The organism is Bordetella ansorpii, assembly GCF_900078315.1.
Lineage (GTDB): Bacteria > Pseudomonadota > Gammaproteobacteria > Burkholderiales > Burkholderiaceae_B > Bordetella > Bordetella ansorpii.
Window position 1 is genome coordinate 816453 of sequence record NZ_FKBS01000025.1, and the last position, 22092, is coordinate 838544.

The window sequence follows — 22092 nt, forward strand, 5'->3', positions numbered from 1 at the left end:
GCCTGACCTCCCAGTTACAAAACGTCTTTCACCGCATGCTGCTCTCCCTGGTCCGCCTGGCCGCCGCCCTGCCCCTGCCCGTCCTGCACGCGGCGGGCCGCCTGGTCGGCCGCCTGATCTACGCCTGGCCCGGCAAATACCGCACGCGCCTGCGCGCCAACGCCACCCAGGCCGGCTATCCCGATGCCGCCTTCGCGCGCCGCGCGGCCGGCGAGATCGGCGCCATGATCCTGGAGCTGCCGCGCGTCTGGTTCCGGCACGACGCCTGCATGCGGCAGGTCGTGTCCGATGACGACGCCATCGTCCAGGAAGCGCTGGCCGAAGGCCGCGGCATCCTGTTCCTCACGCCGCACCTGGGCAGCTTCGACATCGCGGCGCGCTACACCGCCCAGTTGCTTCCGCTGACGGTCATGTTCCGCCCGCCGCGCAAGTCCATCCTGGCGCCGGTGCTTGAGACCGCCCGCAACACCTCCAGCATCAAGGCCGTGCCCGCCACCCTGCAGGGCGTTCGGGATTTCGTGCGCACCCTGCGGCGCGGCGAGGCCGTCGGCCTGCTGCCCGACCAGGCCCCGGGCGTGGGCGACGGCGTCTGGGTGCCCTTCTTCGGCCGGCCCGCGTACACCATGACCCTGCCCGGCAAGCTGGCCGCGCAGACCGGCGTGGCCGTCATCCTCTCGGCCGGCGAGCGCCTGCCCGGCGGCCGCGGCTGGCGCGTGCACCACATGCGCGTGCCGGGCCCGCTGCCCAAGGACGCCGCCGAACAGGCCGCGCTGTTCAACAGCGTGATGGAGCAGCTGATCCGACGTTTCCCGCATCAATACCTGTGGGGCTACAACCGCTACAAGACCCCGCGCGGCGCACCGCCCGCCCCCGGCGCGCAAGCGCCGGCCGCCACGCCGTCCGAGGCCTCCTGATCCCATGACCGCTTTCAAGATCCGGGCCTTGACCGCCCTGTTCCGCTGGTTCGGCCGCATGAGCCCCGCTGGCCGCCAGCGCGCGGGCCGCGCGCTGACCTGGGTCGCGATGCGCCTGGCGGGCCGGCGCGCCGGCATCGTGCGCCGCAATCTGCAACTGTGCTTTCCCGACCAGCCCGAGACCGTGCGCGAGCAATGGCTGCGCGATCACTTCCGCGCCCTGTGCCAATCCATCGTCGACCGTGGACTGCTGTGGTACGGCGACCCGGCCGTCATCCGCGACACCGTATCGCTGCAAGGTGAAGAACAGATCCCCGAGCTGCGGGCACAGGGCCGCCCCGTCATCCTGCTGGCGCCCCATTTCACCTCGCTGGATGCCGCGGCCACGCGCCTGAGCATGATCATTCCCAGCAGCGCCACCATGTACACCCCGCAACGCGACCCGGCCATCGACGCCATCGTGCTGGCCGGCCGCGCCCGATTCAACGACGTGCAGCTGGTCAACCGCAAGGACGGCGTACGCGGCCTGATCCGCCACCTGCGCGAACTGCGCGCGGTGTATTACCTGCCCGACATGGATTTCGGCCGCACCGGCTCGGTATTCGTGCCGTTCTTCGGCGTGCCCGCCGCCACGCTGCTGGCCACCGCGCAACTGGCCCGCAAATGGAACGCCGCCGTGCTGCCCATCGTCGATTTCTGGGACCCTGCCACCGGCAAGTACCGCGTTCGCGTGCTGCCGCCGCTGGCCGACTTTCCCGGCGAGGACTCGCTCGAAGACGCCACCGCGCGGCTGAACCGCGAGATCGAGTCCTGGGTTCTCGAATGCCCGTCCCAATATTATTGGGTGCACCGGCGCTTCAAGACGCGCCCCGAAGGCGAACCCAAGCTGTACTGAACAGCGGCCGGGCGGCATGCCGCCTGCCCGGATTGAGCGATAATCTTCCGATGATCTGGAACTTCACCAAGATGCATGGCGCCGGCAACGACTTCGTCGTGCTCGACGGCGTGCGTCAAACCATCGACATGACACCGGAGCGCGCCCGCGCCCTGGCCGACCGCCATTTCGGCGTGGGCGCCGACCAGATCCTGCTGGTCGAGCCCGCCACCCGTCCCGACGCCGATTTCCGCTACCGCATCTTCAACGCCGACGGCGGCGAGGTCGAACACTGCGGCAACGGCGCGCGCTGCTTCGTGCGCTTCGTGCACGAGCAGGGCCTGTCCGACCGCAACCCGCTGCGCGCCGAGATCGCCACCGGCGTCATCGTGCTGGACGAAGGCGACGACGCGCAGGTCACTGTCGAGATGGGCGCCACCCGCTTCGACCCGCCCGCGCTGCCGTTCGACACCGATGGCCTGTCCTCGCGCCCGCAGCACGACGACACGCTCTGGCCGCTCGATCTGGGCGCATCCGGCACGGTGGAACTGTCGCTGGTGGCCATCTCCAATCCACACGCGGTGCAGGTGGTCGACGACGTCGACACCGCCCTCGTGGGCATCGTCGGCCCGCTGGTCGAATCGCATCCGCGCTTTGCCAAGCGCGTCAACGCGGGTTTCATGCAGGTGGTCGATACGCACGACATCCGGCTGCGCGTGTACGAACGCGGCGCCGGCGAAACCCTGGCCTGCGGCACGGGCGCCTGCGCGGCGGTGGCCGCCGGCATCCGGCGCGGCCTGCTGGCCAGCCCGGTGCGCGTGCAGACTCGCGGCGGCGTGCTCACGGTCGCGTGGGATGGCGTCCAGTTGCGCATGACCGGCCCCGCCGAATCCGTCTTCGCCGGCCAGATCGACATCGACAAGCTGGTCTTCTCCCTGGCCCTGAACCGCTGACCCGGCACCCATGACCACCTCTTCCTTCTCCCCGCAGGACATCGCCGATTTCCTGCACGCAAACCCCGAATTCCCCGACCTGCACCCCGAGGTCTTCGCCGCGATGCGCGTGCCGCATCCGCACGGCACGCAGACCATCTCGCTGGGCGAGCGGCAGATCCTCACGCTGCGCGAGCGCGTGCGCGACCTGGAATGGCGCATCAACGAGATGATGCGCAACGCCGCCACCAACGAATCCATCGGCGCGCGCATCACGCAATGGAGCCAGCGGCTGCTGGCCGAGCGCGATGCACAGTTGCTGCCCGGCGCCATCGCCATGGGCCTGGCCGAGCAATTCGACATCGACCACATCGCGCTGCGCCTGTGGAACCTGCCCGGTTTGTCGGCGGACAACGGATACGCCGGCGCCGTCTCGGCGGACGTGCGCACCTTCGCCGACAGCCTGAAAACACCGTACTGCGGCAATGACGCCGAGTTCGAGGCGGCCGCATGGCTGGCCGCCAAGCCGCGTTCGCTGGCCCTGGTCGCGCTGCGCCCGGCCGACGATACCGCCAGCGTGGGCCTGCTGGTGCTGGGTTCCGACGACCCGGCGCGCTTCGATCCCGAGATGGGCACGGCCTTTCTCGAATCCATCGGGCAACTGGCCTCGGCTGCCCTGAACCGACTGGCCGAGCCAGCCGGCTGATGCCATCACCGCCAGGGCCGCCCATGACGACCGAACCGTCCGCCGCCCAGGCCGATCCCATGCAGGCCTGGCTGCGCCACCTGCAAACCCACCGCCGCTACGCCGACCACACGCTGGACGGCTACGCGCGCGACCTGCGCCGCCTGGCCGAGTTGGCCCGGCAGGCCAATCTGCCCCTCGAACGCCTGTCCAACGGCCACATCCGCCAGTTCGTGGCGCGCCTGCACGCCCAGGGCCTGGGCCCGCGCAGCCTGGCGCGCCTGCTGGCCGCGTGGCGTGGCTTCTATCAATGGTGGGCGCCGCAGGCGGACCTGCCGGGCAACCCCGCAACAGGCGTGCGCGCGCCCAAGGCGCCGCGCGGCCTGCCCAAGGCTCTGTCGGTGGAACAGGCCCAGGGCCTGCTCGACCATGCCGCCGGACATCCGTCGAACGATCCCGCGGCGGCGCGCGATACGGCCATCTTCGAACTGTTCTATTCCAGCGGCTTGCGGCTGTCCGAACTGACCGGGTTGGATAGGCAATACACCCGCGAATCCGGCTATGAATCGAGCGGCTGGCTCGACCTGGCCTCGGCCGAAGTCATCGTGCTGGGCAAGGGCGGCAAGCGCCGCTCGGTGCCGGTCGGCAGCGCCGCACTGGACGCATTGCGCAAATGGCTGGAAGTGCGCGGCCAGTTGGCGGCCGGCGGCACGCCGGACGACGCCGCGGCGTTGTTCGTGGGTGCGCGCGGCAAGCGCATCTCGCCGCGCGTGGTGCAGGCCCGGCTGGCCGCGCTGGCGCAGGCGGCCGGCCTGCCCGCGCACGTGCATCCGCACGTGCTGCGCCACAGCTTCGCCAGCCACGTCCTGCAATCGGCGCAAGACCTGCGCGCCGTGCAGGAGATGCTGGGCCACGCCAACATCTCCACCACCCAGATCTACACCCGGCTGGATTTCCAGCATCTATCCAAGGCCTACGACCAGGCGCATCCGCGCGCTGGCCGCAAGTCCTGATCAGTACGTCGCGCGCACGCCCAGCAGCACGCTGCGGCCGGCCAGCGGCGCCGCGCGCGAGATGAACGACGCGTGGTTGTACGCCAGCTTGTCCAGCAGGTTGTTGCCGCGCAGGTAGATCTCGTAGTCGACCGCGCCCACGCGGGTGCGGTAGGCCAGCGAGGCGTTCACCATGTCGTAGCCCGGCGTATCCGACTCGTACGACGCGATGTCGTCCTGGCGGAACACGTGGTAGTACTCGACGCCGCCCGACCACTGCTGCCAGCGTGCATCCGCGCGCACGCCCAGGCGCGCCGCCGGAATGCGCGGCAGATTGCCGCCGCCGCTGGTCAGCTTGCCACGCACGTAGTCGCCGAACACCGCCGCCGACAGCACGTTGGTGAAGCGGTGCCGCACCTCGCCCTCGACGCCCACGAACTCGGCGTCGCGCTGCGTGTACTCGATCAGGCGGAAGTCTTCATAGCGGTCCAGCGTGTTGGCGTAGATGTAGTTGCGCACGCGGTTGTGGAAGGCGCTGACGGTGAACGTCGTGTCGCCCGCGTGCTTGCGCAACGTCAGGTCGATGTTGCGCGAGGTCTCCTTGTCCAGGCTGGCGTTGCCCAGCTCGTACGTGTTGGTGGCCAGGTGCACGCCATCCGCGTACAGTTCCTGCGCCGAAGGCAGGCGCTGCGAACGCGACACCGACAGGGCCAGCGAGTATTGGGGCGCGAAGTCCCAGATGGCCGCCGCCGACAGCGAAGTGGCCGACTTGTCGGAGTCGGACAGGTCGCCTTCGGGCTTGACGCGTTGCCAGTCCTGGCGCGCGCCGCCCTCGAAGCGCCATTGGCCCACGCGGTATTCCTCCAGCACGAACAGCCCGAGGCCACGCGTCTTGCTGCGCGGCAGGAAAGCCTCTTCGCCCTCGGCGCGGAAATCGCTGTAGGACGACTGCAGGCCGACCACGCCGTGCAGGCCCATCCACGGCTTGTGCGTCAACTCCAGCCGCGCGTCGTAGCCACGGTTCTTGAAGCGCGTGCCGACCGTGCCGCCCTCGATCTCGTCATGCTGGTACTCGGTCAGGCCGCCACGGAAGCGCACCTTCTCGAATCCGGCGAACGGGTCCAGATACTCGCCGCGCAGATCGAAGCGGCGACTGCGCAGCTTGGCATAGGGCGCCTGCTCCTCGCCGTGCGCGTGATCGTGGTCGTGGTCCTCGTGGCCTTCCTCGCCCTCTTCCTCGTGGTCGTGGTCGTCATGCCCCCCGCAGTGCAGATGCGAGCCGTGCGGGTGGCAACCTTCGTACTCGTGGCTATGCCCGGGCAGACCGTACTTGCTTTCCAGCGCGGTGAAAGCCACGCCGACATAGCCGCGCGGACGGATCCACGACATCCCCACCGAACCCTGCGACGATTCGCTGTACGAGCCCAGCACCTTGCTGTCCGACCAGTCCGGCACGCGGTAGTCGCTGGTGCGGCGCTTCAGGCCCTCGACCCGCACCGCGAAATCGCCGCTGCCCGCGGTGATGCCCGCCGCGCCGGCGCGCTCCTTGGTGCCGGTGGCGCCGCGGACTTCGACTTCCGCCTCGATGCCCTTGGCAGGCACTTCGGTGGGAATCTTGCGGTCCACCACGTTGACCACGCCGCCGATGGCGCCGCCGCCATACAGCAACGCCGACGGGCCGCGCAGCACCTCGATGCGCTCGGCCAGCAGCGGTTCGACGGTGACGGCGTGGTCGGGCGAGACGCCCGACGCGTCCATCACTTCGCTGCCGTCGGACAGCACCTTCACCCGCGGTGCGGTCTGGCCACGGACCACCGGGCGCACCGCGCCCGCACCGAAAGTGTCGGCATGCACGCCCGGCAATCCATCCAGCGTGCCGCCCAACGTGCCCTGGCGGCGCACCGTCAGCTCCGCCGCATCCAGCACCAGAGCCGGCTGCGCCATGCTGTTCGCGTCCTGCCCGAGCGGATTGGCCGTCACGGTGACAGGGGCCAGCGTCGTGGCGCGGCGGCCGTCGGCCTCGGTCTGTTCGGCCGTCTCGGCGCGGTTGGCGGTCTGCGCGCCCGCGTCGGCCAGGGGCGCGCTGAACGCCACGGCCAGAGCCAGGCCGAGGCGATGGGGACTGCGATGCATGGGGGTTCCTCTTTCTGTTATGTTGTTTCAGGTCAAGTTCAGCAATGATATAACATACTATTACCTGAACGAGCGGCCGAAACCTGAAACAGGCCAAATAAAGCTCGCACATAAGGGATCGGAACAGCGGGAAGCGGCGTCAGCGTCGGTCGGCACGCCAGTCGTAGCGGCGTGGAGACCGGCGCCGGGTCCAGTCAAAGCCGGACCGCCGCCATGGAGCGCCGCAAGGGGCTTCGTACGGCGTCAGGAGCGTCCATCCAGTGGCCCGAGGCATCGGGCAGGACGCCGGTGCGCACACCCACGGATACCGCCGGCACGCATGCATCATGCCGGCGCATCGATGGGAAAGCACTAAGCCGTAACCAGTTGCCCGCCCAGTAGAAGCGCCCCCAGGGCAAGTACGGCGACCGCGGCGGCCGCCTCGATGAGATATCGCAGGCGCGCCGCCCATACGGTCGACATGGCCGCGCTGAAGCGCCCGGCCGTGTCGCGCGCCAGCACCGCCATCATCACCAGCGCGGCCACCGTCAGGCCGGTGCCCAGGCCCATCGCCAGGGCCGACGCCATCCCGGCGCCGAAGAAGTTCTGCGACAGCGAGAACACCAGGACGATCAGCGCCCCGCTGCAGGGCCGCAGCCCCACCGCCAGCAGAGCCGTGATCGAACGGCGCAGGGTCGGCGCGCCTTCGACGTCGCGCGGATCCGGCACGTGGGCGTGGCCACAGCCGCAGTCGTCGTCATGGACGTGGGTGGGGTGGTGCGCAGGGGTGTGGGCATGCGCGGGCAGATGGGCCGGGTGCGCGTCAGGATGAGCATGCACATGGCCACGATCTTGCATAGGTGCATGCGGATGCTCCCGCATCGACCGATCCGCCTGCCCCCGCCGCTGCCAGCTCCGCACCAGCGGCCGTACCGCCTTGCGCCACACCAGCCATAGCCCCAAGGCCACGATCAGCGTGAACGACGCGGTTTCCAGCCATTGCGTGGCGCGGTTCATGGTGGCCGCGGTGACGTTCAGCAGCCAGGCCAGCACGGCCACCGCCACGATCGCCACCAGCGCCTGAACCAGCGCCGAAATCATCGCCAGCACCGCGCCGTTGCGCGCCGTCTGCCGGTTGGCCAGCACATAGGCCGAGATCACCGCCTTGCCATGACCCGGTCCCAGCGCGTGGAAAATGCCATACGCGAACGACAGCCCGATCAGCGTCCAGCCGGCGCCGCCCTCGGCCTGCCAGGCACGCATCGCGCCGGTCAATTGGCGGTAGAAATGCGATTGCCACACCGACACCTGGGCGAACACGCCCGACAGCCAGCCGGATCCGCCACCGCCCGCGCCGCCCGCCTCGGGCACGCCGAACGGATGCGCCGCCAGCGCCATCACCGGCGCCACGGCCAGCAGCGCCACCATCATGCCGGCTGCCCACGCGCCGGCCCGTCCACGCCTTACGAACATGCGACCTCGATGCGATGCGTCAGGCCCTTGGTGATGGCCAGCAGTTCCTCGGGCAGCCCATCGGCGTCGGCCGGGATGGCGGCCAGTTCCTGCATGGTCTTCCAGTCCAGCGGCTTGGGCGAACGATAGGACTCCTTGCAGCCCGCCGGCGCGGCCCGCAGCGTGACCGCATCGGGCTCGTCGAAGGCATACGCCACGAAATACGTCGGATCGAACACGTCGACCTGCACGCCCTTGGCGCCCGGCGCCGCGGGCTTGGCCAGCGGCAGCACGAACGACAGCGCCAAGAGGCCCTTGGCATCGCGCGTGACGCGGGCCTCGCGCGGCTTGCCGAAGGCCTGCTTGCGGCCATCCACCTCGACGGTGGTGAAGAAATGCGAGATCGGCTCGCCCAGCGCCTGCATCCAGTCATCGGCCATGGCCTGCATGGTCTTGGCCGACAGGCTGCCGTCCTTCTCGGTGGGCAGGCCCTGCGCGGCGTACGCGGCGAACATCTCGTCGAAACGCCAGTGCTGCTGGACAGCCGCCATGCGGCCCTGCGCATCGAACACCAGCGTGGCGCGCGCGTCGATCCACATGTGCGGATGCGCCAGCGCGGCGGGCGCGGCCACCGCCACGCACAGACCGGCGGCCAGCACCGCCAGGCGGCGCCGCAACGCCACGCCCAGCCGGGCCAGGCGCCATCCAGGACGCGCCGCGCGCACTCGCGCGAAGGAAGAAGCGGAAGAATGCAGAAGCATGGAAAGCGGCGGCAAGGAAGGCGTAGGCGGGAAATTTTATGTTATATCATAACAAGTTAGCGATCCGGCACGCTTCCCGCGACACGGCTATTTCTGCTACCGTCCGGCTTTGGCGGCGCCCGTCCGCGCCGCAGCCAACACGCCATTCACGCCACCATGCCTGCCCCGTCCGATACCACCCGGCCCGATGCCGTCAGCGAGCAACTCGCCCTGGCCGAGACCCTGTGCGCCGAACGGGGCCGCCGTCTGACGCCCATCCGCCGCAAGGTCCTCGAACTGCTGCTGCGCCACGGCCGCAGCCTGAAGGCGTACGAGCTGCTCGAAGCCATGCGCGAAGTGCATCCCGGCGCCGCGCCGCCCACGGTTTATCGCGCCCTGGACTTCCTGATGGAAGAAGGCCTGGTGCACCGCCTGGATGCGGTCAACGCCTGGAGCGCCTGTCATGACGCGGCCGGCGCGCCGCACGATCTGCTGGTGGTCTGCACCCGCTGCGGGGCGGTGGCCGAACTGAGCGACCCCGCCATGAGCCGCCAACTGGCCGAGCGCGTGGCGCAGACGGGCTACGCCCTGGCCACGCACGAAACCGAAATCCGCGCCCTGTGCCCGCAGTGCCAGAAAGACGCGCCGGCCGAACACGGCCACCATCACGGCCACGCCCACACGCACTGAGGCGGCGGGCGCCCCTGTAGGGTCGATAGGCCTGCGATCCCGGCCCTCTTCTGCCAGGCACGCCGCTTGCTGTTTCTGCCCGAACGGCCTCGCGTCCCACGGGCGGCGAAACGCGCGGAAAATCCCCCTCTTGAATTTTCGCACTCCGCCCCCATTTGCCGTGTTCTCCCGGCATTCGGCGCGAAATATGGCCGGATATTGCCGTAAATTGCCGATTGGCATTGCAGGGTCTTCCAGGGGTTTGCCCAGTGCCCCCGACTGTGCTGTAATCCTGCGTCCGGTCGGCGATTCGTCGGTCCCACCACTCGGCGGCGCGCCTTGCGCGAGCCCCCGAAACTAGCTTGCAAGCTTCGCCATGAATACCCCGCGCAGTGTGGACAAAATGGTTCCCGTCACCATCCTCACCGGCTTTCTCGGTGCCGGCAAGACGACCCTGCTCAAACGCATCCTCACCGAATACCACGGTCGCCGCATCGCGGTCATCGAAAACGAATTCGGGCCGGAAAGCATCGACAACGACCTTCTCGTGCAAGACCGCGACGAAGAGATCATCGAGCTGTCCAACGGTTGCGTGTGCTGCACCGTGCGCGGCGACCTGATGCGCACCCTGTCCGAGCTGCGCGCCAAGCGCGAAGCCGGCGAACTCACGTTCGAACGCGTCATCATCGAAACCACCGGCATGGCCAACCCCGGCCCGGTGTGCCAGACGTTCTTCATGGACGACGACATCGCCGAATACTACCGCCTGGACGCGGTGGTCACGGTGGTCGACGCCAAGCACGGCATGGCCACGCTCGATGCCCAGGACGAGGCCCAGAAGCAGGTCGGTTTCGCCGACCGCATCCTGGTCTCCAAGAAAGACCTGGTCAACGACGTCGACTACGAAGCGCTGCGCGCCCGCCTGTTGAAGATCAACCCGCGCGCGCCGATCACCCCGGTGCACTTCGGCGAGGCCGATCTCAAGTCCATCATCGACATCAGCGGCTTCAACCTGAACTCGATCCTGGACATCGATCCCGACTTCCTGGCCGACGACCACCCCGACGCGGCGCATGATCACGACCACGATCATGGCGACGATTGCGGCGACCACTGCGATCACCCGCATCACCATCACCACCATCATCACAACGACGATATCGGCGCGTTCGTGTTCCGCTCGAACAAGCCTTTCGATCCGGCACGCCTGGAAGAATTCCTGGGCGGCGTGGTGCAGGTCTACGGTCCCGACCTGCTGCGCTACAAGGGCATCCTGTACATGAAGGGCATCAACCGCCGCATGTTGTTCCAGGGCGTGCACATGATGATGGGCGCCGAACCCGGCAAACCCTGGACGTCGTCCGAGAAGCCCAACACCAAGATGGTCTTCATCGGCCGCAAGCTGCCCCAGGAAATCTTCACCCGTGGCCTGGAGCAGTGCCTGGCCGGCTGATCCCGTCCAGGCAGGCGCTGCGCGAAATAGCGCAACGCAAAGTACAAGAACGTAGTGCGAGGATCGCTTAGCGCCGCTACAACAGGTTATACGATCCAGCCGGTGCGACTCGCACCGCGTCCGGACCGATCATTTGGAGTGTTTTCATGGCTACCAAGGCAGCAACCAAGAAATCAAGCAAGTCGGCGAACGAAACGGCGATTGATCTGCCCAGCGAACAAGAATTGCTGGCCATGACCGAGGCCGACTACATGAACGACCGCCAACTGGCGTTCTTCAAGGAACGGCTCAAGCAACTCGAGCAGGACATCCTGGCCAACGCCGGCGAAACCACCGAGCACCTGCGCGAAACGCAGTTCGTGCCCGATCCCGCCGACCGCGCCACCATCGAGGAAGAGCATGCGCTGGAACTGCGCACGCGCGACCGCGAACGCAAGCTGCTGAAGAAAGTGCAACAGGCCATCGCCCGCATCGACAGCGGCGAATACGGCTGGTGCGAAGAAACCGGCGAGCCCATCGGCATCCCACGCCTGCTGGCCCGTCCCACGGCCACCCTGTCGCTGGAAGCCCAGGAACGCCGCGAAATGCGCCAGAAGCTGTACGGCGACTAATTTCCCGTCACTGCTGCCGCAACACCCAGGAAAGGCCATGCCGACATCGGTATGGCCTTTTTGCTGCGCCCTCGGGTGGCGCCACCCGCCATTTCCTCGTAGCATCGAACGATGAAGGCGGCGCCAGGATGCCGGACGCGCGCCACATGGCGTGCCGGCACGGGAGTTCCGCTCCGGGCATTGCATGCCTGGGGTTCCACCCCCGCTTGAAATCCCCCGCGCCATCCCCACGTACTTCCCTCAACGGAAGGAAAGCGCATGGAACAATTTCACGCTACCACCATCATCTGTGTCCGCCGCGGCAACCGCGTCGCGCTGGGCGGTGACGGACAGGTCACGCTGGGCAACATCGTCATCAAGGGCACGGCGCGCAAGATCCGCCGCCTGTACCACGACAAGATCCTGGCAGGTTTCGCCGGCGCCACCGCCGATGCGTTCACCCTGCAGGAACGCTTCGAAGCCAAGCTCGAAAAGCACCAGGGCCACCTGATGCGCGCCGCCGTCGAACTGACGCGCGACTGGCGCACCGACCGCGTGCTGCGGCGCCTCGAGGCCATGCTGATCGTGGCCGATGCCGAGCACACCCTGGTGCTCACCGGCAACGGCGACGTGCTGGAACCCGAACACGGCCTGGCCGCCATTGGCTCTGGCGGCGCCTATGCGCAATCGGCCGCGCTGGCCCTGCTGCGCAACACCGAACTCGCACCTGAAGCCATCGTCAAGCAGTCGCTGGAAATCGCCGGCGACCTGTGCATCTACACCAACCAGAACCACGTGATCGAAACGCTGGGCGAATAAGCCCCGGCCGCCCGCTGGCGCGCGGCCATCGGCCCGCGCCCTGCCCGCCACTCTGGAATTCCACATGTCCGCATCGACCATGACTCCCGGAGAGATCGTCTCCGAACTCGACAAGTTCATCATCGGCCAGAACCGCGCCAAGCGCGCGGTGGCCGTGGCGCTGCGCAACCGCTGGCGCCGCCAGCAGGTCGCCGAACCCCTGCGCCACGAGATCCATCCCAAGAACATCCTGATGATCGGTCCCACCGGCGTGGGCAAGACCGAGATCGCGCGCCGCCTGGCCAAGCTGGCCAACGCGCCCTTCATCAAGATCGAGGCCACCAAGTTCACCGAGGTGGGTTACGTGGGCCGCGACGTGGACACCATCATCCGCGACCTCACCGAATACTCCATCAAGCAGACGCGCGAGATCGAGATGCGCCGCGTACGCAGCCACGCGGAAGACGCGGCCGAAGACCGCATCCTCGACGCGCTGCTGCCGCCGGCCCGCACCGCCACCGGCGACCCCGAGCGCGGTGAAGACGGCACGGCCCGCCAAACCTTCCGCAAGCGCCTGCGCGAAGGCAAGATCGACGATCTCGAGATCGAGATCGAAGTCGCCCAGCCCATGCCGCAGATGGACGTGATGACGCCCCCCGGCATGGAAGAAATGGCCGAACAGTTGCGCGGCATGTTCGCGGGCCTGGCCAAGGACAAGAAAAAGCCCAAGAAGATGAAGGTGAAGGAAGCCTTCAAGCTGATCGTCGAGGAAGAAGCCGCCAAGCGCGTCAACGAGGAAGACCTGCGCGCGGTGGCCGTGGCCAACGTCGAGCAGAACGGCATCGTGTTCCTGGACGAGATCGACAAGATCGCCGCGCGCCAGGAAAGCGGCGGCGCCGACGTGTCGCGCCAGGGCGTGCAGCGCGATCTGCTGCCGCTGGTCGAGGGCACCACGGTGAATACGCGCTACGGCATGGTGCGCACGGATCACATCCTGTTCATCGCCTCCGGCGCGTTCCACCTGGCGCGCCCGTCCGACCTGATCCCCGAGCTGCAGGGCCGCTTCCCCATCCGCGTCGAACTGGATTCGCTGACCGCCAAGGATTTCATCAGCATCCTGTCCGACACCGATGCGTCGCTCATCAAGCAGTACACGGCGCTGCTGGCCACCGAGGACGTCACGCTGGAATTCACCGACGACGGCATCGCGCGTCTGGCCGAGCTGGCCTTCTCGGTGAATGAACGCACCGAGAACATCGGCGCCCGCCGTCTGTACACGGTGATGGAAAAGCTGCTGGAAGACCTGTCCTTCGACGCCAGCACGCGCGGCGCGCACACGGTGACGATCGACGCGGCCTACGTGGACGAGCAACTGGCCGAGACGGCCGGCAGCCAGGACCTGGCGCGCTACGTGCTGTAGCGCGCACGCTCACACCGCCGCCCTGCCAGACGGCGCAACAATGCAAAAGGCCTGGATCTTTCGGTCCAGGCCTTTTGCATTTCCCGGGCGGGCATTGGCGCGGATCGCCCGCCGCACAACCGTTCCAACGCCCGATGAAGACGCCGGGGTTATTTCGAAATCTTGGTCACCACGTACTTGCCGTCCTTGCGTTCGGCGGTGAAGCTGACCTTGTCGCCCGGCTTGATGCCGGCCAGCAGCGCCGGATCGGCCTGGTACACCAGCGTCATCGCCGGCAGCTCCAGGTCGGAAATGGCATCGTGCTTCAGCGTGACCTTGCCGCCTGCCTGGTCCACCCGACGCACTTCCCCGCTCGCGCTGGCCTGCTGGGCATGGGCCGCGGGCGCCACGGCGGCGGCCACGATGATCGCCGCGGTGGCGGCGTGTTGTCGAAAAGAAAAATTCATGCGCAAACCCTCCTGCATGTCAGCGTCCAGCATAGCGCACGAGGCAGGTTGCGATCCGCATCGGGTCTTATATTGGCGCTACAGGGGATTACAAGACACCCTGCGATGCTAGGATTGCCCCCTTCATCCCACCAGGAGACCCGCATGGCCAACCGTCTTTCCGTGATCGCCACCCGCACCGGCGACGACGGCACCACCGGCCTGGGCGACGGCACGCGCACCGGCAAGGACGCCCCGCGCATCGCCGCGCTGGGCGACGTGGACGAACTGAACAGCACGCTGGGCGTGTTGTGCGCCGAGACGTTGCCCGACGACGTTGCGGCCGATCTGCGCGCCATCCAGAACGACCTGTTCGATCTGGGCGCCGAACTGAGCATTCCCGGCCATGTGGCGCTGGCCGATGCCCAGGTGGCGCGTCTGGACGCGCGGCTGGCGCACTACAACGCCGCCCTGCCCCCGCTGCGCGAATTCATCCTGCCCGGGGGATGCCGGGCGGCCGCGCTGGCGCATATCTCGCGCACCGTGGCGCGCCGCGCCGAACGTTCGGTGGTCACGCTGGCCCACACCGAAACGGTGCAGGCCGCCTCGCGTCAATACCTGAACCGGCTGTCGGACCTGATGTTCGTGGTGGCCCGCCATCTGAACCGCGTGGCCGGCCAGCCCGATGTGCTGTGGACAAGCCCGAACGCCCGCCAGGCGGATTGAAGCCGCAACCGGCAAGAGACGGTCAATGCCGTCCGCCCCACGCAAGTCTGGCCCACGCCGCTGGCGCAGGCCAGGCCACGAACCCGGCGCTTACTCGTCCACCGCCACCGGACGGCCGAAGAACGGATAGCTGGGATCGTTGTATCCATGCGAGGACGCATGGCCCGGCACCACCCAGCCATTGACCAGGGCCTCTTCCTGCGGCGAGATCGTGACGTCCAACGCGCCGTAGTAGTCCTCCATCTGCGCCAGCGTGCGCGGCCCGGCGATGACGGACGAGATCACCGGATTGGCCAGCACCCACGCCGTGGCGAAATGGCCAGGCAGCACGCCACGGTCGCGGCAGTAGTCGACCAGTTGCTGCGCGATCAGCAGCGACTCTTCGCGGAATTCGGTATCCAGGATGCGCTTGTCGCCACGGCCCGCGCGCGTGTCGGCGGCCGGCGCCTGGCCCGGTGCGTACTTGCCCGTCAGCACGCCGCGCGCGATGGGGCTGTACGGCACCACGCCCAGCCCATAATGCGCGCAGGCCGGCAGGATCTCGACCTCGGGATTGCGGTTGAGCATGTTGTAGTAGGGCTGGCAGACCACCGGCTTGGGCACACCCAGTTGTTCGCACAGGCGCACGATCTCGGCGATGCGCCAGCCGCGGAAGTTGGACACGCCGAAGCTGCGCAGCTTGCCCGCGCGGATCAGGTCGCCCAGCGCCCATACCGCCTCTTCCAGATTTTCTTCATGGAAGTCGCGGTGCAGGTACAGGATGTCCATGTAGTCGGTGCCCATGCGCTTCAAGCTTCCCTCGACGCCCTGCGTCAGCCACTGGCGCGAATAGTGCGACTGGTTGGGCGCCTTGGTGAAGACGTTGCCGATCTTGCTGGCCAGCACCCACTCGTGCCGCTGGCCCGCCAGCAATTGGCCCACCACCTCTTCCGACCGTCCCTGGTTGTAGACGTCGGCGGTATCGATGAAATTCAGTCCGTGTTCGCGGGCCGAGGCCACGATGGCGCGGGCCTCTTCGAACGGCGTCTGTTCCCCGAACATCATGGTGCCCAGGCAAAGCGCGGAAACCTGCAGATTGCTGCTGCCGAGTCGGCGGTATTTCATGGCGAATCTTCCTCTGTGCATGACCGGTCCGGGCCCGGCGAAACGAAAAAATACCCCCACGCCGCGCCTTCGGCTTGCTGCCCCCCGAGGGGGCCATTTTTGCCTTGGGGCGGCCCGGCGGCAAAGAAGCACTGCCATGCAGCATACGCCTGTTCAACGGACAGGCTGCCCGTCAGCGAAAGGGAAAACAGAAAATGAAAACGCCGCCATTCGCGAGAAGTGGCGGCGTTCGTCGGACGGATCAGGCGGGGATCAGTTGACGCCGGCGGCGTGGGCCTGTTCGTCGGCGTGGTACGACGAGCGCACCATGGCGCCCACGGCGGCGTGCGAGAAGCCCATGGCATAGGCCTCGCGCTCGAACATCGCGAAGGTGTCGGGATGGACGTAGCGCAGCACCGGCAGGTGGTGCTCGGACGGCTGCAGGTACTGGCCGATGGTAATCATGTCGACGTTGTGCGCACGCATGTCGCGCATCACCTGCAGGATTTCCTCGTCGGTCTCGCCCAGGCCCAGCATCAGGCCCGACTTGGTCGGCACCTCGGGATGCAACTGCTTGAACTCGGCCAGCAGCTTCAGCGAGTGCATGTAATCGGAACCCGGACGGGCCTGCTTGTACAGGCGCGGCACGGTTTCCAGGTTGTGGTTCATCACGTCCGGCGGGCCGCTGTTCAGGATGGCCAGCGCGCGGTCGAGGCGGCCGCGGAAATCGGGCACCAGCACTTCGATGCGGGTGGAGGGCGACTGTTCGCGGATCTGCGTGATGCAGTCGACGAAGTGCGCCGCGCCGCCGTCGCGCAGGTCGTCGCGGTCGACCGAGGTGATGACCACGTACGACAGCTTCAATGCCGCGATGGTGCGCGCCAGGTTGGCGGGCTCGTTGGTGTCCAGCGGATCGGGGCGGCCATGCCCCACGTCACAGAACGGGCAGCGGCGGGTGCACTTGTCGCCCATGATCATGAACGTGGCGGTGCCCTTGCCGAAGCACTCGCCGATGTTCGGACACGAGGCTTCCTCGCAGACCGTATGCAGGTTGTGCTCGCGCAGGATGCGCTTGATGTCGTAGAACCGCGATCCCGGCGAGGCCGCGCGCACGCGGATCCATTCGGGCTTCTTCAGGCGCTCGGCCGGCACGATCTTGATGGGAATGCGTGCGGTCTTTGCCTGGGACTTCTGCTTCTGGGTCGCATCGTAGGCGGCTGCGGGCGCGGCGGCCTGCGGGTCTACGGAAGTGGGGGATTCGCCAGTCGTGGACATTGGGTACCTTCGGGGCGGAAGCAGGGGTGCCTGCGCCTGCGTGCAAAAAAGCTAGTGTACAGGGTCTTCCCGGGGGTAGCCCCGGGGCCCCTTTCTTCAAAGCGGGGACGGGTGGAGTTCTTGGGGAGGGTTTTGTTGCTGTTGGGGATTTGGGTTCTTTAGCGCCGCAGCCACACCTGCGTAGTCACGTCCTCGCGCTCTCGCGCTGCGGGCGCGACTTCTCCGGTGAGGCTGCGGCTCGCAGAATCGCTAATCGCCGATAGAAAACAAATTCGTCTGGCAATTATCCAGCCTGGCCCGGGATGAGTTGGGCCATTGAGGATAAGTAATGAATGGTCAGAGTGGGGTCGAGGGCGGAGTGATCGAGATAGTGTGTCGGACTCGCGATTGCGCGTCGTTGCGGGGTCAGCCGTGTGTTTCCGGCGCGCGTTTCAGGTTCTCGATGTAGCGGATGCCCATGACCTTCAGCACTAGGGTGCGGACGGCCTTGCTGATGGGGTACCAGATGCCGGCGGCGCGCTCTGAGCCGAAGAAGAGGTAGGTGGCGCGGTTGAAGAGGCCCGAAGGGGTGCTCAGCAAGGTCAGGACGTGGATGGCGTCGGGGCCGTAGTAGAGGCGGCCGCCCAGTTTCACCACCATGCCCTGGTCGATGTCCAAGCCGGCGGCGGTGATTTCGTCCATCAAAGGACCGGGCTGGCGGGCGTCGACCAGGTGCAGGCGGCCCGCCGCCGCACGGATGCGGACGTATTTGCAGTAGGTGCGGCACAGCGGGCATTCGCCGTCGTAGACCAGCCAGATGTCGCCGTTGTTCATGTCGCCGTCGTTCGGTTGCGTCTGCATGAGGGGCTCCGGAGGCGGCCAGCGGCCGCGCGTGGTGCTATAGTACGTCAATATTTAGCTAATTAGTTAATTAACTATGCAGATCGATGCCGTCTTCGAAGCCCTGGCGTCCGCACCGCGACGCAAGGTGCTGGCCTATCTGTCGAACAGTACGCTGACCGCCGGCGAGATCGCGCAGCGCTTCGACATGAGCAAGCCGGCGCTGTCCAAGCACCTGAAAGTGCTGGAGAACGCCGGGCTGGTGCGCAGCGAGAAGAAAGGCCAGTTCGTCCACTACAGCCTGGCCGACGACAACATGATCGCCACACTGCACAGCTTCATCGCCACCTTCTGTCCGGTGGGGCGCCCGCTGGTCGAGGAAAGCGCCGCGCTGGGCCGCGCGCGCCGCAAACCGGCCGGCGACGCCCCCTGACCCGTCTGCCCGGCGCGGACGGCCGGGTATTCGTTCCCGCACAAGAAAAAGGAAGATCCATGAACGATCCGCGCACCACCCTGCTCATCATCGGCGGCTATGGCACGTTTGGCGGCCGGCTGGCGCAACTGCTGGCCGACGATGCCCGGCTGACGATCGTGGTTGCCGGCCGCTCGCTGCCCAAGGCGGCGGCATTCTGCACTGCCCTGCCCGCGCGGGCGAAGCTGGTGCCGATGCGCTTCGATCGCGACGGCGACGTACCGCGGCAACTGGCCGGCGCGGGCGCCGGCATCGTGGTCGATGCCACCGGTCCCTTCCAGGACTACGGCGACGATCCCTACCGCGTGGTGCGCGCCTGCATCGACCAGGGCATCAACTATCTGGACCTGGCCGACGGCAGCGCATTCGTGCAGGGCATCGGCGCTTTCGACGCGCAGGCGCGCAACCAGGGCGTCTTCGTGCTGTCGGGCCTGAGCAGTTGCCCCGTGCTGACGGCGGCGGTCGTGGACCGGCTGTCCGAGGGCATGGCGCAGTTGGAGTCGGTGCACGCGGGCATCGCCCCGTCCCCCTACGCGGGGGTGGGACTGAACGTGATCCGCGCCATCGCCGGCTATGCCGGACAGCCAGTGTCAGTGAAGCGCGATGGCCGGTCTGCCGTGGGTCATGCCCTGACCGACGCCATGCGCTACACCATCGCGCCGCCGGGCCGGCTGCCGCTGCACAGCCGGCGCTTCACCCTGGTGGATGTCCCCGATCTGCAGGTGCTGCCCGCGCGGTTTCCCAGCTTGCGCACCGTCTGGATGAGCGCGGGCCCGGCGCCCGAACTGCTGCATCGCCTGCTCAGCGGCCTGGCATGGCTGGTACGCTGGAAGCTGGTCCGCACGCTTGAACCCGCGTCACGGCTGTTCCACCAGGCCGTCAACATCCTGCGCTGGGGCGAGCATCGCGGCGGCATGTTCGTGCAGGTGGCCGGGCGGGACGCCAACGGCCTGGCCGTCGTGCGCGAGTGGCATCTGCTGGCCGAAGGCAACGATGGCCCCTTCATTCCGGCGATGGCGGTGGCGGCCCTGGTGCGCAAGCAACTGGCCGGCATCGTGCCGGCCGCCGGCGCGCGGCCTGCCACGGGCGCGGTGTCGCTGTCCGATTACGAAACCGAATTCGCCCCGCGCGCCATCCACACGGGTCGGCGGGAGCGTCGCGGCAGCGATCGCGCGCTGCCGCTGTATCGCCGCGTGATGGGCGACGCGTGGCACGCCCTGCCGCCCACGCTGCGCGCCATGCACGACATCGGCCCGGGCCTGACGGCATCGGGCCGGGCCAGCGTGGAACGCGGCAACCGTCCGCTGGCGCGCATGCTGGCTTCCATCTATGGATTTCCGGAAGCGTCCGCGGACGTCCCCGTGCAGGTCTCCCTGCAGACGCGCGGCATGGCCGAGGTGTGGCGCCGCACGTTCGGCGGCAAATCGTTCAGCAGCGTACAGGAGGCAGGCGAAGGCGCATCGGCAAACCTCATCACCGAGCGCTTCGGGCCCGTCGTGGTGTCGCTGGCGGTGCTGGTGGAGGACGGCCAGTTGAAGCTGGTGGTGCGCCGCTGGACCTTCCTGGGCATGCCGATGCCGCTGTTCCTGGCGCCGGGCGGCAAGGCGTTCGAGTACGAGGAAGACGGCCGCTTCCATTTCGACGTGGAAATCGCCCATCCGTGGACGGGCCGGATCGTGCGCTACAAGGGGTGGCTGACGCCCGAGGCGTCGTCGGAAACGGCCTGACAGGCTACCCGCACAACCCTTCGCCGGAAATCTGCGGCGTCACGCGCCGGGCCACGCTGGCGCCGACCTCGGCCAGGTCGGCGCGCACGCCGCACGAGGCCATGTCCACGGTGCGCAACCCCTCGTAGCCACAGGGGTTGATGCCCAGGAACGGCGCCAGGTCCATGTCCACGTTGATCGACAGCCCGTGGTACGCATGCCCGTTGCGCACCTTGATGCCCAGCGCGGCGATCTTGGCCAGTTCGTCGCCGCCTTGCGGATCGGGCACGTAGACGCCGGGCGCACCCGGCTTCCTACAGGCGCCCTGCACGCCGAACTCGCGCAGCGTGCCGATCACGGCCTCTTCCAGCAGGGACACGTATTCGCGCACGTACAGGCGCGCGCGGCGCAGGTCCAGCAGCACGTAGGCCACCAGTTGGCCAGGCCCGTGATACGTGATCTGCCCGCCGCGGTCGCAATGCACCACGGGAATGCCGTTGGCCTTCAGCAGATGGCTTTCCAGCCCGGCCTGGCCCAGCGTATAGACCGGCGAGTGCTCGCACAGCCAGATCTGGTCGTCGGAATCGGAGGCGCGTTCCTCGGTGTAGTCGCGCATGGCGCGCCACACCGGCAGATAGTCGGCCGGACGGTCCAGCCACTTGGTGACGGCTTGCACGGACCCGATGCGCCTACAGGACGATGGACACCATCGGATGGCCATGCAGCGCGCGGTACAGCGCGTCGAGCTGCTCGCGCGAGGTGGCGCGCACGGTGAAGGTCAGGCCCAGGTAGTTGCCGCCCTTGCTGGGACGCATCTCGACGGAGGAGGCGTCGAAACCGGGGTCGAACTGCAGCACGACCTCGGTCAGCCGTTGCGCGAAATCCGGATGCTGCTTGCCCATGACCTTGATGGGGAAGTCGGACGGATATTCGATCAGGGAATCTTCGGGCGGGATATTCATCGTTGCGTGAGCCTGGCAGGGCCGCTTGGCCAGCCCGGGGAAAGCCCCGGCGGCGGAGGATGGCGCGGGCCGCGCGGGACGGCCCGGTGCGAAACGCACGCGAGGGCCTAGCGCGCGGCGATGCGGGCATCATAACCCGCACGCAACCTGGCAAAAACAGGGCCGGGCTTGCCATCGCCCACGGGCTTGCCGTCCAGCATCAGCAACGGCTGCACTTCACGGGCCGCCGAGGTCACCAGCAACTCGTCGGCAGCCAGCACTTCCTGGCGCGAGAGTCGGCGCGCCTCGAACGGCACGCCGGCTTCCTGCGCCAGTTCGGCCAGAAGGCCGTAGCGAATGCCTTCCAGGATGAGGTTGTCGCGCGGCGGCGCCAGCAGCGTGCCGCCGGACACCACCCAGATATTGGACGACGACCCCTCGGTCAGCCAGCCGTCGCGGAACTGCACGACCTCGTCCACGCCGGCCTCGAGTGCCTGCTGCTTGGCCAGCACGTTGCCCAACAGCGAGATCGACTTGATCTCGCAATGCAGCCAGCGCTCATCGGCGATGCTGATGGCGGTCATGCCCCGGGCGAGCGCCTCGGCCGTGGGCGGGGTGAACGGCGTGGCCATGCCGAACACCGTGGGCGCGATGGCGGCGGTGGGAAAACCGTGGTCACGCTTGGCCACGCCACGCGTGACCTGCAGGTAGACGATGCAATAAGGATCGGGACAGCGCGCCGCCAGTTCCCGGACCAGGTCCGCCCAGCCCGCGCGGTCCAGGGGCGGCGCGATGCGCAGCGCCGCCAGGCTGCGTTGCAGGCGGTCCAGGTGGCCATCGATGCGGAACGGCTTGCCCTGGTAGACGGGAACGACGTCGTAAATGCCGTCGCCGAAGATGAACCCGCGATCCAGGACGGAGATCTTCGCCTCGTCCACACGCATGAATTCACCATTGAGATACACCTGGCTGTCGCCCGGCATGCCTGCAATCATGGAACCGCTCCTGTGGAAC

Annotated in this window: 23 protein-coding genes; 13 read left to right on the plus strand and 10 right to left on the minus strand. The window is 67.7% G+C overall.

Annotated features, from left to right (window positions below):
• Positions 1-35: 35 nt before the first annotated feature.
• The 5 genes from A7W11_RS21360 to xerC are packed head-to-tail and all read left to right on the plus strand — an operon-like array spanning position 36 to position 4418.
• Positions 36-914 (plus strand): lysophospholipid acyltransferase family protein, encoded by an 879-nt coding sequence (locus A7W11_RS21360; protein WP_066418818.1) that lies wholly within the window; start codon positions 36-38, stop codon positions 912-914.
• A 4-nt stretch (positions 915-918) separates the two neighbouring features.
• Positions 919-1809 carry a lysophospholipid acyltransferase family protein gene (locus A7W11_RS21365; RefSeq protein ID WP_066418823.1) on the plus strand — a complete coding sequence of 297 codons (891 nt, stop codon included), beginning with the start codon at positions 919-921 and terminating at the stop codon, positions 1807-1809.
• A gap of 32 nt (positions 1810-1841) precedes the next feature.
• The gene (gene dapF, locus A7W11_RS21370; protein ID WP_066418826.1) at positions 1842-2741 is read left to right on the plus strand and encodes a diaminopimelate epimerase; all 900 of its coding nucleotides are present in this window, start codon (positions 1842-1844) and stop codon (positions 2739-2741) included.
• Positions 2742-2751: 10 nt separating this feature from the next.
• Positions 2752-3426: a DUF484 family protein gene (locus A7W11_RS21375; protein WP_066418828.1), complete on the plus strand. Its 675-nt coding sequence runs from the start codon at positions 2752-2754 to the stop codon at positions 3424-3426.
• Between the two features lie 23 nt (positions 3427-3449).
• Positions 3450-4418, plus strand: a complete 969-nt coding sequence (gene xerC / locus A7W11_RS21380) for a tyrosine recombinase XerC (RefSeq protein ID WP_066418832.1) — start codon at positions 3450-3452, stop codon at positions 4416-4418.
• Here the strand turns inward: xerC and A7W11_RS21385 are convergent, their stop codons facing one another.
• The 3 genes from A7W11_RS21385 to A7W11_RS21395 all read right to left on the minus strand — a co-directional run bounded on the left by A7W11_RS21385 (position 4419) and on the right by A7W11_RS21395 (position 8560).
• The gene (locus A7W11_RS21385; RefSeq protein ID WP_066418836.1) at positions 4419-6530 is read right to left on the minus strand and encodes a TonB-dependent receptor domain-containing protein; all 2112 of its coding nucleotides are present in this window, start codon (positions 6528-6530) and stop codon (positions 4419-4421) included.
• Positions 6531-6881: 351 nt separating this feature from the next.
• Positions 6882-7982 (minus strand): nickel/cobalt transporter, encoded by a 1101-nt coding sequence (locus A7W11_RS21390; RefSeq protein WP_066418841.1) that lies wholly within the window; start codon positions 7980-7982, stop codon positions 6882-6884.
• Positions 7973-8560 (minus strand): DUF1007 family protein, encoded by a 588-nt coding sequence (locus A7W11_RS21395; RefSeq protein ID WP_066419344.1) that lies wholly within the window; start codon positions 8558-8560, stop codon positions 7973-7975. The genes A7W11_RS21390 and A7W11_RS21395 overlap by 10 nt, the downstream gene beginning before the upstream one ends.
• A gap of 318 nt (positions 8561-8878) precedes the next feature.
• Here A7W11_RS21395 and A7W11_RS21400 point away from each other — a divergent pair, with 318 nt between their 5' ends.
• The 5 genes from A7W11_RS21400 to hslU all read left to right on the plus strand — a co-directional run bounded on the left by A7W11_RS21400 (position 8879) and on the right by hslU (position 13631).
• Positions 8879-9391: a Fur family transcriptional regulator gene (locus A7W11_RS21400; RefSeq protein WP_066418845.1), complete on the plus strand. Its 513-nt coding sequence runs from the start codon at positions 8879-8881 to the stop codon at positions 9389-9391.
• Positions 9392-9746: 355 nt separating this feature from the next.
• Positions 9747-10823, plus strand: coding sequence for a CobW family GTP-binding protein (locus tag A7W11_RS21405; protein WP_066418849.1), 1077 nt, complete (start codon positions 9747-9749; stop codon positions 10821-10823).
• 146 nt (positions 10824-10969) lie between these two features.
• Positions 10970-11434: an RNA polymerase-binding protein DksA gene (dksA, locus tag A7W11_RS21410; RefSeq protein ID WP_066124986.1), complete on the plus strand. Its 465-nt coding sequence runs from the start codon at positions 10970-10972 to the stop codon at positions 11432-11434.
• Positions 11435-11692: 258 nt separating this feature from the next.
• A complete protein-coding gene (gene hslV, locus A7W11_RS21415; protein ID WP_066418850.1) occupies positions 11693-12232 on the plus strand; it encodes an ATP-dependent protease subunit HslV in 540 nt (179 codons plus the stop codon).
• Positions 12233-12296: 64 nt separating this feature from the next.
• Positions 12297-13631 (plus strand): ATP-dependent protease ATPase subunit HslU, encoded by a 1335-nt coding sequence (hslU, locus tag A7W11_RS21420; RefSeq protein WP_066418859.1) that lies wholly within the window; start codon positions 12297-12299, stop codon positions 13629-13631.
• A 149-nt stretch (positions 13632-13780) separates the two neighbouring features.
• Here hslU and A7W11_RS21425 read toward each other — a convergent pair whose 3' ends face one another.
• Positions 13781-14077, minus strand: a complete 297-nt coding sequence (locus A7W11_RS21425) for a copper-binding protein (protein ID WP_066419346.1) — start codon at positions 14075-14077, stop codon at positions 13781-13783.
• Positions 14078-14221: 144 nt separating this feature from the next.
• On the opposite strand from A7W11_RS21425, the gene A7W11_RS21430 reads away from it, so the two are divergent.
• Positions 14222-14782 carry a cob(I)yrinic acid a,c-diamide adenosyltransferase gene (locus A7W11_RS21430; protein WP_066418863.1) on the plus strand — a complete coding sequence of 187 codons (561 nt, stop codon included), beginning with the start codon at positions 14222-14224 and terminating at the stop codon, positions 14780-14782.
• 90 nt (positions 14783-14872) lie between these two features.
• On the opposite strand, the gene A7W11_RS21435 is transcribed toward A7W11_RS21430, so the two are convergent.
• From A7W11_RS21435 to A7W11_RS21445, 3 genes are all read right to left on the minus strand, one after another.
• Positions 14873-15886, minus strand: a complete 1014-nt coding sequence (locus A7W11_RS21435; protein ID WP_066418866.1) for an aldo/keto reductase — start codon at positions 15884-15886, stop codon at positions 14873-14875.
• A 252-nt stretch (positions 15887-16138) separates the two neighbouring features.
• On the minus strand, positions 16139-17140 hold the full coding sequence (gene lipA, locus A7W11_RS21440) for a lipoyl synthase (protein WP_066418873.1): 1002 nt from the start codon (positions 17138-17140) through the stop codon (positions 16139-16141).
• Between the two features lie 405 nt (positions 17141-17545).
• The gene (locus tag A7W11_RS21445) at positions 17546-17980 is read right to left on the minus strand and encodes a DCC1-like thiol-disulfide oxidoreductase family protein (RefSeq protein ID WP_218188622.1); all 435 of its coding nucleotides are present in this window, start codon (positions 17978-17980) and stop codon (positions 17546-17548) included.
• A gap of 76 nt (positions 17981-18056) precedes the next feature.
• Between A7W11_RS21445 and A7W11_RS21450 the strand changes: the two genes are divergently transcribed.
• Positions 18057-18392, plus strand: coding sequence for a metalloregulator ArsR/SmtB family transcription factor (locus A7W11_RS21450; RefSeq protein WP_066418876.1), 336 nt, complete (start codon positions 18057-18059; stop codon positions 18390-18392).
• 59 nt (positions 18393-18451) lie between these two features.
• Complete coding sequence (locus A7W11_RS21455; RefSeq protein WP_066418879.1) at positions 18452-20158, plus strand: DUF4166 domain-containing protein; 1707 nt, start codon at positions 18452-18454, stop codon at positions 20156-20158.
• Between the two features lie 4 nt (positions 20159-20162).
• Here the strand turns inward: A7W11_RS21455 and lipB are convergent, their stop codons facing one another.
• From lipB to A7W11_RS21470, 3 genes are all read right to left on the minus strand, one after another.
• Entirely contained in the window at positions 20163-20858 is a 696-nt protein-coding gene (gene lipB / locus A7W11_RS21460) for a lipoyl(octanoyl) transferase LipB (RefSeq protein WP_066418882.1), read from the minus strand.
• On the minus strand, positions 20827-21099 hold the full coding sequence (locus A7W11_RS21465) for a YbeD family protein (RefSeq protein WP_066418885.1): 273 nt from the start codon (positions 21097-21099) through the stop codon (positions 20827-20829). Before A7W11_RS21465 ends, lipB begins: the two co-directional genes overlap by 32 nt.
• A 107-nt stretch (positions 21100-21206) precedes the next feature.
• Positions 21207-22073 (minus strand): D-amino acid aminotransferase, encoded by an 867-nt coding sequence (locus A7W11_RS21470; protein WP_066418892.1) that lies wholly within the window; start codon positions 22071-22073, stop codon positions 21207-21209.
• Between the last annotated feature and the right edge of the window lie 19 nt (positions 22074-22092).